At 75.7% G+C, this 12,758-nt stretch carries 14 protein-coding genes and 4 tRNA genes; 15 read left to right on the forward strand and 3 right to left on the reverse strand.

The features are described from left to right. The first annotated feature begins 20 nt into the window (after positions 1–20). A complete protein-coding gene (locus D5H78_RS16530) occupies positions 21–860 on the forward strand; it encodes a M48 family metalloprotease (RefSeq protein WP_119951613.1) in 840 nt (279 codons plus the stop codon). Between the two features lie 50 nt (positions 861–910). Here D5H78_RS16530 and D5H78_RS16535 read toward each other — a convergent pair whose 3' ends face one another. Beyond that, a complete protein-coding gene (locus D5H78_RS16535; RefSeq protein WP_119951614.1) occupies positions 911–1,399 on the reverse strand; it encodes a YajQ family cyclic di-GMP-binding protein in 489 nt (162 codons plus the stop codon). Between the two features lie 97 nt (positions 1,400–1,496). On the opposite strand from D5H78_RS16535, the gene D5H78_RS16540 reads away from it, so the two are divergent. The 9 genes from D5H78_RS16540 to D5H78_RS16575 all read left to right on the forward strand — a co-directional run bounded on the left by D5H78_RS16540 (position 1,497) and on the right by D5H78_RS16575 (position 7,227). Beyond that, positions 1,497–1,578, forward strand: a tRNA-Tyr gene (locus D5H78_RS16540). Between the two features lie 320 nt (positions 1,579–1,898). Continuing rightward, complete coding sequence (locus tag D5H78_RS19445) at positions 1,899–2,057, forward strand: hypothetical protein (RefSeq protein WP_165865776.1); 159 nt, start codon at positions 1,899–1,901, stop codon at positions 2,055–2,057. Between the two features lie 30 nt (positions 2,058–2,087). Further along, a complete protein-coding gene (locus D5H78_RS16545) occupies positions 2,088–4,625 on the forward strand; it encodes a putative bifunctional diguanylate cyclase/phosphodiesterase (protein ID WP_119951615.1) in 2,538 nt (845 codons plus the stop codon). Positions 4,626–4,698: 73 nt separating this feature from the next. Next, positions 4,699–4,771 (forward strand) — tRNA-Thr (locus D5H78_RS16550). A gap of 31 nt (positions 4,772–4,802) precedes the next feature. Next, positions 4,803–4,878 (forward strand) — tRNA-Met (locus D5H78_RS16555). Positions 4,879–5,006: 128 nt separating this feature from the next. Further along, positions 5,007–5,138, forward strand: a complete 132-nt coding sequence (gene rpmG / locus D5H78_RS16560) for a 50S ribosomal protein L33 (protein WP_245941691.1) — start codon at positions 5,007–5,009, stop codon at positions 5,136–5,138. 111 nt (positions 5,139–5,249) lie between these two features. Next, a complete protein-coding gene (locus D5H78_RS16565) occupies positions 5,250–5,696 on the forward strand; it encodes a MaoC family dehydratase N-terminal domain-containing protein (protein WP_119951617.1) in 447 nt (148 codons plus the stop codon). After that, complete coding sequence (locus D5H78_RS16570; RefSeq protein WP_119951618.1) at positions 5,693–6,166, forward strand: MaoC family dehydratase; 474 nt, start codon at positions 5,693–5,695, stop codon at positions 6,164–6,166. The genes D5H78_RS16565 and D5H78_RS16570 overlap by 4 nt, the downstream gene beginning before the upstream one ends. 11 nt (positions 6,167–6,177) lie before the next feature. Next, a complete protein-coding gene (locus tag D5H78_RS16575) occupies positions 6,178–7,227 on the forward strand; it encodes a UDP-N-acetylmuramate dehydrogenase (protein WP_119951619.1) in 1,050 nt (349 codons plus the stop codon). On the opposite strand, the gene D5H78_RS16580 is transcribed toward D5H78_RS16575, so the two are convergent. Both D5H78_RS16580 and D5H78_RS16585 read right to left on the reverse strand, forming a co-directional pair. Continuing rightward, on the reverse strand, positions 7,224–8,318 hold the full coding sequence (locus tag D5H78_RS16580) for an adenosine deaminase (RefSeq protein ID WP_119951689.1): 1,095 nt from the start codon (positions 8,316–8,318) through the stop codon (positions 7,224–7,226). The genes D5H78_RS16575 and D5H78_RS16580 overlap by 4 nt on opposite strands. Then, positions 8,315–9,568 (reverse strand): pyridoxal phosphate-dependent aminotransferase, encoded by a 1,254-nt coding sequence (locus D5H78_RS16585; RefSeq protein WP_119951620.1) that lies wholly within the window; start codon positions 9,566–9,568, stop codon positions 8,315–8,317. The genes D5H78_RS16580 and D5H78_RS16585 overlap by 4 nt, the downstream gene beginning before the upstream one ends. A 133-nt stretch (positions 9,569–9,701) precedes the next feature. Between D5H78_RS16585 and D5H78_RS16590 the strand changes: the two genes are divergently transcribed. From D5H78_RS16590 to rplA, 5 genes are all read left to right on the forward strand, one after another. Continuing rightward, positions 9,702–9,774, forward strand: a tRNA-Trp gene (locus D5H78_RS16590). A gap of 88 nt (positions 9,775–9,862) precedes the next feature. Then, the gene (gene secE, locus D5H78_RS16595; RefSeq protein WP_165865777.1) at positions 9,863–10,120 is read left to right on the forward strand and encodes a preprotein translocase subunit SecE; all 258 of its coding nucleotides are present in this window, start codon (positions 9,863–9,865) and stop codon (positions 10,118–10,120) included. A 73-nt stretch (positions 10,121–10,193) separates the two neighbouring features. Then, positions 10,194–11,123 (forward strand): transcription termination/antitermination protein NusG, encoded by a 930-nt coding sequence (gene nusG, locus D5H78_RS20120; protein ID WP_245941688.1) that lies wholly within the window; start codon positions 10,194–10,196, stop codon positions 11,121–11,123. Between the two features lie 83 nt (positions 11,124–11,206). Then, on the forward strand, positions 11,207–11,638 hold the full coding sequence (gene rplK, locus D5H78_RS16610) for a 50S ribosomal protein L11 (protein ID WP_119951622.1): 432 nt from the start codon (positions 11,207–11,209) through the stop codon (positions 11,636–11,638). Between the two features lie 85 nt (positions 11,639–11,723). Further along, positions 11,724–12,443, forward strand: coding sequence for a 50S ribosomal protein L1 (gene rplA / locus D5H78_RS16615; RefSeq protein ID WP_119951623.1), 720 nt, complete (start codon positions 11,724–11,726; stop codon positions 12,441–12,443). Positions 12,444–12,758 lie beyond the last annotated feature (315 nt).

Consider the following 12,758-nt stretch of genomic DNA (forward strand, 5'->3'; position numbering starts at 1 on the left):
GGCGGGAGCGGGAGGACGGCGTGCACGAGCGCCACAACGGCCTGCGCGCCGCGGCCCTGGTGGGCCTCGTCGCGGGGCTCGCGCTCGGCACCTGCTCCACGGTGAGCGCCGCGCTGGCCGTCGCCGCGGCCGGGCTGGTCGTGGCGACCGCCGCCTGGGCCTGGTGGCGCGGTGACGCCCGTGCGCTCCGGTCGATGCGGGCCCGGCCGGTGGGCGAGGCCGAGCACCCGCTGCTGCACCGGCTCGTGCGCGAGCTGTGCCGCGACGCCCGCCAGCCGGTGCCGCGCCTGTGGGTCTCCCCGGTGGCCGCCCCGACGGCCTTCGCCGTCGGCCGCTGCCCCCGCACCGCCTCGGTCTGCGTGACGCGGGGGCTGCTGGCCGTGCTCGACGAGCGCCAGCTGCGGGCCGTGCTCGCCCACGAGCTGGCCCACGTACGGGCCCGCGACACGCTCCTCGGCGGGGTGGCGGCCGCGCTGTCCAGCGCCGTCCTCGCGACCGCGGCGCTGGGGTGGCTGCTGCCCGGCGCCGACGAGGACGAGGAGGGCGGCGGCCCGGTGGCCCTGCTGCTCCTGCTCCTGACGCCGATGGCGGCGCTGCTGCTGCACCTGGGGCTGCGGCGCGAGCGCGAGCACGCCGCCGACGCCGCCGCGGTGGCCGCCACCGGCGACGCCGCGGCGCTGGTGTCGGCGCTGCGGGTGCTCGAGGTGGGGGCCAGGGCGCTGCCGCTGCCGCGCGGGGCCGGCGTGCGCAGCACCGCCGTGCTCATGGTCACCGACCCGCTGCCCCGGCGCGGGCCCGCGGCGTGGCTCTCGACGCACCCGCCCGTGGCCGAGCGGGTGGCCCGCGTCCAGCGCCTCTGAGCCGCCGCAGCGGGCCCGGTGGCGGCCGGCCGGCCGCCGCCGGGCCGACCTCAGCGGAAGTTGACGAACTGCAGGGCGATGTCGAGGTCCTTGCCCTTGAGCAGCGCGATGACGGCCTGCAGGTCGTCGCGGCTCTTGCTCGTGACCCGCAGCTCCTCGCCCTGCACCTGCGCCTTGACGCCCTTGGGCCCCTCGTCGCGGATCGTCTTGGCGATCTTCTTGGCGTCGTCCTGGCCGATGCCCTGCTTGATGCCGGCGGAGATCCGCACCTCCTTGCCGGAGGGCTGCGGCTCGCCGGCGTCCAGCGCCTTGAGCGAGACGCCCCGCTTGACGAGCTTCTCCTGGAACACGTCGAGCACCGCCTTGACGCGGTCCTCGGAGCCCGCGCTCATCTCGACCCGCTCGCCGGACCAGCGGATGCTCGCGCCGGTGCCGCGGAAGTCGTACCGCTGCGAGACCTCCTTCGCGGTCTGGTTCAGCGCGTTGTCGACCTCCTGGCGGTCGACCTTCGAGACGACGTCGAACGAGGCGTCCGGCACGGGGTTCCCTCCAGGGGGTCGCGGTGGTCGGCGGGGCTGGCGCGGTCGGGGGGTGTCGGGCGGGCGGCCCGGGCTGCGCTATCCTCCCTAGCGCCACGGCAGGTTGCCCGAGTGGCCAAAGGGAGCGGACTGTAAATCCGTCGGCTCAGCCTACGTTGGTTCGAATCCAACACCTGCCACGCCACCAGGGGCGCGGTCCGCGAGAGCGGGCCGCGCCCCTGCTGCGTACCGGGCCCCGACCCGCTGTGATGGCGTTCACAAATCACGCTCCGTCACATGACTAGGCTGCCGGGGTGATGACCATCCCCTGGGCGCGCGCCGGGGACCGGTCCGTTGGGAGGATCCCGGACGGCCGCTCCCGCTGGTGCTGCCCGCCCTCCTGCTGCCACGATGCGTACGCCGAACGTGTGCACGTGCAGCGAGCGGCTCCAGGCCGGTCGGGGGGAGGTCGAGGTGCTGGTGTACGCAACCGACCCGCTGTCCTGCCCGAGGAGTCACCGTGAAGCGCATCGCCGCCGTCGTCGCCGCCGCCGTCCTGGCCCCGCTCGCCGTCCTGGCGACGGCCCCCGTCGTCACGTCGTCGTCCGACGGCGCGACGGTGACCGTCGAGGCCGGCACCCGCTGGGGCTCCGCGGACCGCGGCACCCGCTGGGGCTGAGCGGCCCCCCGCGCCCGAGGACGGTGGACGGTGCCCCGGCCCGCGGCTGAGGGCGGAGCGCCCTCCCTGGCGCCCTCGCGCGCCGTCACGCTGGGGCTCATCCTGCTCGTCGTCGCGCTGCTGCCGGCGGTCGTGCGCACCGGCACCCCCTGGCACGAGGAGCACCTCGTCCTCGGGCTGCTCGTCCTGGCCGGCTTCGTCGCGGCCGAGGCGGAGCAGCTGCACGTCGAGGTGCGCCGGCACTCCTTCGCCTTCCCGCTCACCGAGCTCGTCCTGGTCGTCGGCTTTTTCCTCGTCCCGCCGTGGGTCCTGCTCGTCGCCGGGGTCCTCGCCATGGCCGGCCTGGCGCTCGTGCGGCGCGGGAGCGTCGACAAGGCGCTGCTCAACGCGGCCCTGCTCGCCGCCGAGGTGTCGGTCGGCGTCGTGATCTTCAACGCGGTCGCGGGCTCGCTGCCGGCCCGCGCGGAGTGGGGGGAGGCGGAGCGCCTCTGGGGCGCCGCCTACCTCGCCCTCGTCGTCGTGGTGCTCGGCGCCTTCGCGGTCGTGAGCCTCGTCGTGCGCCTCGTGCAGCCGCCCCTGGCGCTGCGCCAGGTGGTGCAGGCGTCCGTCCCCGCCCTCGTCACGGGGCTCTTCTCCGGCACCCTCGGGCTGCTGGTGGTGCTGCTCATCAGCGCCTCGCCCTGGTCGACCGTCGGGCTCGTCCTCGTCGTCGGGGTGCTCGTCGTGGCCTACCGCTCCTACGGCCGGCGCCTGCAGGAGCACAAGGACCTGGCCGAGCTCTACCAGCTCACCCGCGAGGTCAGCACGACCTTCGCCCAGCAGGGCGTGCTCGACCCCGCGCTGCTCGAGCGGGTCCGCCACCTGCTGCGCGCCGAGGTCTGCCAGCTCTGGATCGCCGACGGCGGGCTGCTCGTGGTGACCGCGGCCGACCGCGCGCCCCAGCACGGCACCGGCGGCAAGGACGAGGTCCGCCGCCTCGTCATGGAGGGCCAGTCCGTCCTCACCGACACCCGCAGCCCGTCCGCGGCCCTGCGCGCCGCGCTCGCCGCCCGGCGGGTGCGCGAGGTGCTCGCCGTGCCGCTGCGCGTGCAGGGCGAGGTGGTCGGCAGCCTCGAGGTCCTCGACCGCCAGGGCGAGCGGTTCCACTTCGTCGAGGGCGACCGGGCCCTGCTCGAGACGCTCGCGGTCCACCTCGGCGTGGCGCAGGAGAACACCCGCCTCGTCGGGCGGCTGCGCCACGAGGCGTACCACGACCCCCTGACCGGGCTGCCCAACCGCCGGGCCTTCGTGGAGCGGCTCGACGCCGCCCTGCAGGGGGTCGGCCGCGACGAGCTGCTCGCGGTCCTCGTCCTGGACCTGCAGGCCTTCAAGGACGTCAACGACACGCTCGGCCGCGCCGCCGGCGACGCGCTGCTCGTCGAGGTCGCGCACCGGGTCCGCGAGTCCGCGCCCGACCCCGAGGCCGTGGCCCGGCTCTCCTCCGACGAGATCGGGCTCTTCACCGGCGTCCCGGACCTCGAGGCGGCCCAGGCGGCGGCGGCGCGCATGCAGGCCCAGCTCGGCACGCCCGTGCGCATCGCCGGCGTGGAGGTGGAGGTCGGCGCGGTCGTCGGCATCGCCGTGCACCCCGACCACGGCGACGACGCGACGACCCTGCTGCAGCGCGCCGACGCGGCGATGTACGCCGCGAAGCGCACCAGCCGCGGGGTGCTGGCCTACCTGCCGGTGATGGAGGCCTCGAGCCCGCGCCGGCTGCGCCTGGTCACCGAGCTGCGCCGGGCCGTCGAGGCGGGGGACCTGAGGGTCCACTACCAGCCGCAGGTGCGCCTCGCCGGCAGCGAGCTCAGCGGCCTCGAGGCCCTCGTGCGCTGGCAGCACCCCGAGCACGGCATCGTCCCGCCCGACGAGTTCATCCCCGTCGCCGAGCACACCGGCGTCATCGGCCCCCTAACCCAGTTCGTCCTGCAGACCGCCCTGGCCGACCTGCGCGACTGGGGGCGCCGCGGCCACCACTTCGGGATGTCCGTGAACATCTCCGTGCGCAGCCTGCTCGACCCGGGCTTCGTCGAGGAGGTCGGGCACGCGCTCGCCGCCAGCGGCGTCCCCGCGGAGCGGCTCACCCTGGAGATCACCGAGTCCAGCGTCATGAGCGACCCCGAGCGCGCGGTGCCGGTGCTGGAGCGGCTGCGCGACATGGGGGTGCGCCTGTCGGTCGACGACTTCGGCATCGGGCACAGCTCGCTGACGTACCTGCGGCGCCTGCCCGTGACCGAGGTCAAGATCGACCGGTCCTTCGTCTCGACCATGGTCCACTCGCCGGAGGACCTGGCCATCGTGCGGGCCGTCATCGACCTGTCCGAGCCGCTGGGGCTCACCGTCGTGGCCGAGGGCGTGGAGTCCGAGGAGACGCGCCTGGAGCTGACCCGGCTCGGCTGCGGCGTCATCCAGGGCTACCTGCTGAGCCGGCCGCTGGCCAAGGTCGACCTCGACCGCTGGCTCGAGCGGCGCACCGTGGCCGGGCGACCCGGCAGCGGGCCGGACCGCCCCCTGCGCGTGGTGAGCGGCTGAACCGCCGGGCGACCCCGGTCCCGGGCACCCCGCGCGGAGCACCCCCGAGGAGCGTGTATCCTCGTTCCCGCTCGCCCCAATAGCTCAGTCGGCAGAGCGTCTCCATGGTAAGGAGAAGGTCTACGGTTCGATTCCGTATTGGGGCTCTGGTGGGACCGCCGCAGGCGGCCCGCCCGCAGCGGTGTAGCTCAGTCGGTAGAGCAAGCGGCTCATAATCGCTGTGTCGCCGGTTCAAGTCCGGCCACCGCTACCACACCCCCCGGGGCCGACGCCCCTGCCACCCGGCAGGCGTCGGCTACCCTGGGACGCTGATCCGTCCGACCCGTTGGAAGTAGAGGCACTCCCGTGGCTGCCAAGACCGACGTCCGCCCCAAGATCACCATGGCCTGCACGGAGTGCAAGGAGCGGAACTACATCACGCGCAAGAACCGGCGCAACGACCCCGACCGGATCTCGCTCAACAAGTTCTGCCCGCGCTGCCGCTGCCACCGCGAGCACCGCGAGACGCGCTGAGCGCAGCGCCCCGCAGCCACGAGAGGCCGCTCCCCGCACGGGGGGCGGCCTCTGGCACGCTAGGGCCCGTGCCGGCACCGCTGCAGTCCCCCGAGCCGAGGAGGCGCTGACGTGGGCGTCGACCCGTCCGTCGTCGGGCGCACCTACCCCCCGACCCCCGTGTACGAGGTGGGCCGCGAGAAGCTGCGCGAGTTCGCCGACGCGGTCGGCGACCCCCACCCGGCGTACCGCGACCCGGCCGCGGCCCGCGCGCTCGGGCACCGCGACGTCATCGCCCCGCCGACCTTCGCGGTCGTGCTGTCGATGGGCGCCGACGCGCAGGTCGTGCGCGACCCCGCGGTGGGCGTCGACTTCAGCCGCGTCGTGCACGCCGAGCAGCGCTTCTCCCACGCCCGGCCGATCACCGCGGGGGACCGGCTCGTCGTGACGGTGACCGTCGACGGCGTGCGCAGCGCCGGCGGGCACGACCTCGTCACCACCCGCGGCGAGATCACGACGGAGGACGGCGAGGCCGTGTGCACCGCGACCTCGACCCTGCTCGTCCGGGGCGAGGGGTGAGCCGCCCCGCCGTGGGGCAGGTCGCCGTGGGCGACGCCCTGCCGCCGCTGTCGGTCCACCTCTCGCGCGCCGACCTCGTGCAGTACGCCGGCGCCTCGGGGGACCTGAACCCCATCCACTGGGACGAGCACTTCGCCCGCTCGGTGGGCCTGCCCGACGTCATCGCCCACGGGATGCTCACCATGGGCCTGGCCGTGCGGGCCGTCACCTCCTGGGCCGGGGACCCCGGCGCCGTCGTCGACTACCGCACGCGCTTCACCCGCCCGGTCGCCGTCGCCCACGACGGCGGCGCCGACGTCGAGGTCACCGGCGTCGTCGCGCAGGTCCACGACGACGGCACCGTGCGCGTCGACCTCACCGTCACCAGCGCCGGCGCCAAGGTGCTCGGCGCCGCCCGGGCCGTCGTGCGCCTGGCGCCCGCGCCCTCGGCGGAGGGCGGCGTGCAGGGGAGCCCGGGCGGCGTCGCCTAGGCTCGACCCTCGTGCTCGACGAGTCCGCGGTCCCCCTCGCCACCCTCACCACGCTGCGCGTCGGGGGGCCCGCCCGCCGCCTCGTCACCGCGGAGACCGAGGACGAGCTCGTCGGCGTCGTGCGCGACCTCGACGCGGCCGGCGAGCCGCTGCTCCTGCTCGGCGGCGGCAGCAACGTCGTGGTGCCCGACGAGGGCTTCGACGGCACGGTCGTGCGGGTCGCCACCCGCGGCGTCGCGCCGTGCGTCGACGGCTGCTCGGGGGCGACGGTGACCGTGGCCGCGGGCGAGCCCTGGGACGACCTCGTCGCCCGCGCCGTCGAGGAGGGCTGGGTGGGCGTCGAGGCGCTCTCCGGCATCCCCGGCCTCACCGGCGCCACCCCGGTGCAGAACGTCGGCGCCTACGGCCAGGACGTCTCCCAGACCGTCGCGCGGGTCCGCACGTACGACCGCGACGCCGGCGCCCTGCGCACCCTCACCGCCGCCGAGTGCGGCTTCGGCTACCGCAGCTCACTGCTCAAGGACGCGCTGCGCGGCGGCTCGCCGCGCTGGGTCGTCCTCGACGTGACCTTCCAGCTGCGCCTCGGCAGCCTGGGCGCCCCGGTGGCGTACGCCGAGCTCGCCCGCGCCCTCGGCGTCGCCAAGGGCGGGCGGGCCCCCCTCGGGGAGGTGCGCCGCGCGGTGCTCGGGCTGCGCCGCGGCAAGGGCATGGTCCACGACGACGCCGACCCCGACTCGTGGAGCGCCGGGTCGTTCTTCACCAACCCGGTCCTCGACGCCGCCGCGGCCGCCCGGCTGCCCGAGGACGCCCCGCGCTACCCCGAGGCCGACGGTCGCACCAAGACCAGCGCCGCCTGGCTCATCGAGCGGGCCGGGTTCGCCAAGGGGTACGGCGCCGGCCCGGCCCGGCTGTCCTCGCGCCACACGCTGGCGCTGACCAACCCCGGCGGCGCCACCAGCGCCGACGTCCTGCGCCTGGCGCGCGAGGTCCGCGACGGCGTGCGGGCCCGCTTCGGCGTCGACCTCGTCCCCGAGCCGGTGCTCGTGGGCGCGACGCTCTAGCCCCGGCGCGCCGGGCCGCGCTCCGGGGCGGGCTCCGGGCCGGGCGCCGGGGCGGGGGCCGCGAGCCAGGCGTCGATGCCGGCGAGCAGCCGCTCCCGCACGTCCGACGGGGCGCACGAGCCGGTGACGGAGCTGCGGGCCAGGTCGGCGAGCGCGGCGTCGTCGAGGCCGTGGTGCTCGCGGGCGAGGACGTACTGGTCGACGAGGCGCGCGCCGAAGAGCAGCGGGTCGTCGGCCCCGAGCGCCACCTCGACGCCGGCCCGGCGCAGGGTGCGCAGCGGCACGTCGGCGGGCGTCGGCCAGACGCCGAGGGCCACGTTGGACGCGGGGCAGACCTCCAGGACGACCCCCCGCGCGGCGATCCGCTCGAGCAGCGCGGGGTCCTCGACGGCCCGCACCCCGTGCCCGAGCCGCTGCGCGCCGAGCTGCTCCAGCACCGCCCGGGCGCTGGCGGCGCCCAGGAGCTCGCCGCCGTGCGGGTCGCTGAGCAGCCCGGCCCGGCGCGCGATGGCGAACGCCGGCGCGAAGTCCTCGGTGCGCCCGCGCCGCTCGTCGTTCGACAGGCCGAAACCGACGACGCCGCGCCCGGCGTACCGGGCCGCGAGGCGCGCGAGGGTGCGGGCGTCGAGCGGGTGGCGCGTCCGGTTCGCCGCGACGACGAGCGCCGTGCCGACGCCGGTGGCGGCCGACGCCTGCGCCGCCGCGTCGAGGACCAGGTCCGTGAAGGCGGTGATGCCGCCGAAGCGGGCGGCGTACCCGCTGGGGTCGACCTGCAGCTCGAGCCAGCCCGAGCCCTCGGCCCGCTCGTCCTCGGCGGCCTCGCGCACGAGCCGGCGCACGTCGTCCTCCGTCCGCAGCACGGAGCGGGCCGTGTCGTAGAGGCGCTGGAAGCGGAACCAGCCCCGCTCGTCGGCGGCGGACAGCCGCGGGGGCCAGGCCGAGCGCAGGGCGTCGGGCAGCGCCACGCCGTGCCGGTCGGCGAGCTCGACCAGCGTGGTGTGGCGCATCGAGCCGGTGAAGTGCAGGTGCAGGTGCGCCTTGGGCAGGGCCGCGAGGTCGCGGCCCCGCCCCGCGGCGCGCGCCCCGCTCAGCGGGCCTCGCCGAGCAGCCGCTGCAGGCGGGTGACGCCCTCGACGAGGTCGTCGTCGCCGAGGGCGTACGACAGGCGCAGGTAGCCGGGCGTGCCGAAGGCCTCGCCCGGCACGACCGCGACCTCGGCCTCGTCGAGCACGAGCGCGGCGAGCTCGGCACTCGTGGCCGGGGTGCGCCCGCGCAGCTCCCGGCCCAGCAGGCCCTTGACGCTGGGGTAGGCGTAGAACGCGCCGTCGGGGGTCGGGCACTCCACGCCGTCGATCTCGCCGAGCATGCGCACGATGGTGCGCCGGCGCCGGTCGAAGGCCTCGCGCATCGCGGCGACGGCCGACAGGTCGCCGCCCACGGCGGCCAGCGCCGCCGCCTGCGCGACGTTGGCGACGTTGGAGGTGGCGTGCGACTGCAGGTTGGCCGCCGCCTTCACCACGTCCTGCGGGCCGAGCAGCCAGCCCACGCGCCAGCCGGTCATCGCGTACGTCTTCGCGACGCCGTTCACGACGACGCAGCGCTCCGCGAGCTCGGGCACCCGCGCCGGCATCGAGGCGAACTCGGCGTCGCCGTACACCAGGTGCTCGTAGATCTCGTCGGTGAGCACCCAGAGGCCGTGCCCGGCCGCCCAGCGCCCGATCTCCTCGACCTCGGCCGGGGTGTGCACGGCCCCGGTCGGGTTCGACGGGGAGACGAAGAGCAGGACCTTGGTGCGGGGGGTGCGCGCGGCCTCGAGCTGCTCCACCGTGACGCGGTAGCCGCTCGTCTCGTCGGCGACGACGTCGACCGGCACGCCGCCGGCCAGGCGGATGGACTCCGGGTACGTCGTCCAGTACGGCGTGGGCACGAGCACCTCGTCGCCCGGGTCGAGCAGCGTCGCGAACGCCTCGTAGATCGCCTGCTTGCCGCCGTTGGTGACGAGCACCTGCGACGGCGCGACCTCGTACCCGGAGTCGCGCAGCGTCTTGGCGGCCACGGCCTCGCGCAGCTCGGGCAGCCCGGCGGCGGGGCTGTAGCGGTGGTGGCGGGGCTCGCGGGCGGCCCGGACCGCCGCCTCGACGACGTAGTCCGGCGTGGGGAAGTCCGGCTCGCCGGCGCCGAAGCCGATGACGGGCCGGCCCGCGGCCTTGAGGGCCTTGGCCCGCGCGTCGACGGCGAGGGTGGCCGACTCGCTGATCGCGCCGACGCGCCGGGACACCCGGCGGGCGGCGGGGGAGGGGGTGCTGCTCGGGGTGGCGGGGCTGCTGCTCGCGGCGGTCATGGCAGCATCCTCCCAGCGCCCGCCCCGGGGCGGTTCGACCAGGGGGCCCCGGGTGCGTACACTCGTCGTTCGGTGCGTCGTGGCCGTCGTGCCCGCGTGCCCCGCCAGGGGCCGCAGGGTGCGGGGGCAGCGAAGGGTCGTAGCTCAATTGGTAGAGTCCCGGTCTCCAAAACCGGTGGTTGGGGGTTCGAGTCCCTCCGGCCCTGCGACGGCGCCCCCGCCACCGGGGGCTGCCTCCTGCGACGCACCTCGGGCCCGGACGTCCCGGGCACCGCGACGGACGGGTGGGACGCAGTGACGGACGTGCGGGGCGCGACGGCGCTGCCCGACGGCGGCGGCTCGGGGTCCTCGGGCTCGCGCCCGGGCCCCCTGGCGCGCCTGTCCCTGTTCTACCGGCAGGTCGTGGCGGAGCTGCGCAAGGTCATCTGGCCGACGCGCAAGGAGCTCATCACCTACACGACGGTGGTCATCGTCTTCGTGCTCGTGGTGATCGCGTACGTCTCCGTCCTCGACCTCGGGTTCGGCCGGCTGTCCCTCTGGGTGTTCGGCTAGCCCGCCGGGCCGCCGACCGCCCGACCGCCGCGCCACCCGCCCGCCGCACCCGCAGCACCGGAGGTACCCCACCGTGACCGACCCGACCTCGCCGTACGACCGCGAGGAGCTCCGCAGCGAGAACGCCGAGGTCGCCGACGCCGAGGCCGCCGCCTCCGTCGACGAGCTCGACGGCGCCGCGCTCCCCGGCGACGTGCCCGGCGCCGTCGACGAGGGCACCACCGGCGACGCCCACCGCCACGCCGACCCCACGGCGGGCGACCCGGGCGACGACCTGGCCTCGGGCACCGACGCGCTCGGCGGCACCGACGACGAGACCGGCGGCTACGTCGAGGGCGACGCCGTCCCGGACGCGCTGCCCGAGGACCCGGCCGACGCACCCGGTGCGCCCGACGCCGGCGCGGACGCGGCCCCCGCGGCCGAGCCCGAGCCGCTGGACCTGGCCACGCAGCTGCGCCTGGCCCCCGGCGACTGGTACGTCGTGCACTCGTACGCGGGCTACGAGAACAAGGTCAAGAGCAACCTCGAGACCCGCGCGCAGAGCCTCAACATGGAGGACTTCATCTACCAGGTGGAGGTCCCCCAGCGCGAGGAGACCGTCATCAAGAACGGCCAGCGCAAGAAGGTGAAGCAGAACCTGCTGCCGGGCTACGTGCTCGTGCGCATGGACCTCACCGACGAGTCCTGGTCGACCGTGCGCAACACCCCCGGCGTCACCGGGTTCGTGGGGCACACGCACCGGCCCTCGCCCCTGTCCATCGACGAGGTCATGAAGTTCCTCGCGCCGGAGCAGGAGGAGGAGAAGAAGGCGGAGAAGGTCGAGGTCAAGGCCGTCGACTTCGAGGTCGGCGAGTCGGTCACCGTCATGGACGGCCCCTTCGCCACGCTCCCCGCGTCGATCAACGAGATCAACGCCGACGCGCAGAAGCTCAAGGTGCTCGTGTCGATCTTCGGCCGGGAGACGCCGGTCGAGCTGTCGTTCAACCAGGTGCAGAAGATCTGACCCTCCGCCCGCCGCCCGGCAGGCGAGGACCAGCGCGGCCCCCGGGCCGTGCCCGCACCGCTCCCGTCGAAGGAACCCGAGAGATGCCCCCGAAGAAGAAGCTCACTGCGGTCATCAAGCTGCAGATCAAGGCCGGCGCCGCGACGCCGGCCCCGCCGGTCGGCCCCGCGCTGGGCCAGCACGGCGTGAACATCATGGAGTTCTGCAAGGCGTACAACGCGGCCACCGAGGCCCAGCGCGGGGACATCGTCCCCGTCGAGATCTCGGTGTTCGAGGACCGCTCGTTCACCTTCGTCACCAAGACCCCGCCGGCCGCGCGGCTCATCCTCAAGGCCGCGGGCGTCGACAAGGGCTCGGGCACCCCGCACACGACCAAGGTCGCCACGCTCAGCCGCGACCAGGTCCGCGCGATCGCCGAGCAGAAGATGCAGGACCTCAACGCCAACGACGTCGACGCCGCCGAGAAGATCATCGCCGGCACCGCCCGGTCGATGGGCATCACCGTCGAGGGCTGAGGCCCCGCAGGGCACCACCGCCCGCACCACCAGTGGCAGGGCCGCGCGCTGGCCCGCACCACGCACCCACCACCAGGGAGAGCACGTGAAGCGCAGCAAGAGCTACCGCGCGTCCGCGGAGAAGGTCGACGCCGACGCGCTGTACAGCCCGCTCGAGGCCGTCCGCCTCGCCAAGGACACCTCGACGACGAAGTACGACGCCACCGTCGAGGTCGCCCTGCGCCTCGGGGTCGACCCCCGCAAGGCCGACCAGATGGTCCGCGGCACCGTCAACCTGCCGCACGGCACCGGCAAGACGGCCCGCGTCCTCGTCTTCGCCACCGGCGACCGCGCCGAGGCCGCCCGCGCGGCCGGCGCCGACGTGGTCGGCGCGGACGAGCTCATCGAGGAGGTCCAGAAGGGCCGCCTCGACTTCGACGCCGTCGTCGCCAGCCCCGACATGATGGGCAAGGTCGGCCGCCTCGGGCGCGTGCTGGGTCCCCGCGGCCTCATGCCGAACCCGAAGACCGGCACCGTCACCCCGGACGTGGCGAAGGCGGTCACCGACATCAAGGGCGGCAAGATCGAGTTCCGCGTCGACCGGCACGCGAACCTGCACTTCATCATCGGCAAGACCTCCTTCCCGGAGTCGGCGCTCGTGGAGAACTACGCCGCGGCGATCGACGAGGTCATGCGCCTCAAGCCGTCGGCCGCCAAGGGCCGCTACGTCAAGAAGGCCACGATGAGCACGACGATGGGCCCGGGCATCCCGCTCGACGCCTCGCGCACGCGCAACCTCCTCGAGGACGCGGCGCCGCAGGCCTGAGCCGCCCCGCGCGCCCCGGCGCGCCGCAGGACGGCCCCGCACCCCCGCCAGGGGGAGCGGGGCCGTCCTGCGTCCGGCGGGGGCCCGCGGTCGGGCGGGATTTGGTGTCCGGCACCGGCGCCGCGTACGCTGTGCCGAGCCAGAGACCGCCGGTCGTCGCCGCGAGCACCGCTCGGGGCGGCCGAAGGCCCCGCGACGAGCGGGCGACCCGCGCAGGTGACCCGAGGACCCGGACGCGCTCGCGCGCGCCCGCCACGCCCCGAGCGCCCTGCGCCGGGGCGTTCGTGCGTCCGGGGGCCGCGACCGGCGGCACCC

This window comes from Vallicoccus soli (genome assembly GCF_003594885.1).
In the GTDB taxonomy this organism is placed as follows: domain Bacteria; phylum Actinomycetota; class Actinomycetes; order Motilibacterales; family Motilibacteraceae; genus Vallicoccus; species Vallicoccus soli.

Coding starts and splice junctions, on each gene's coding strand:
- rpmG (WP_245941691.1), top strand. CDS start 5,007: ATGGCCTGCACGGAGTGCAAGGAGCGGAACTACATCACGCGCAAGAAC.
- D5H78_RS16585 (WP_119951620.1), bottom strand. CDS start 9,568: ATGACCGCCGCGAGCAGCAGCCCCGCCACCCCGAGCAGCACCCCCTCC.
- rplK (WP_119951622.1), top strand. CDS start 11,207: ATGCCCCCGAAGAAGAAGCTCACTGCGGTCATCAAGCTGCAGATCAAG.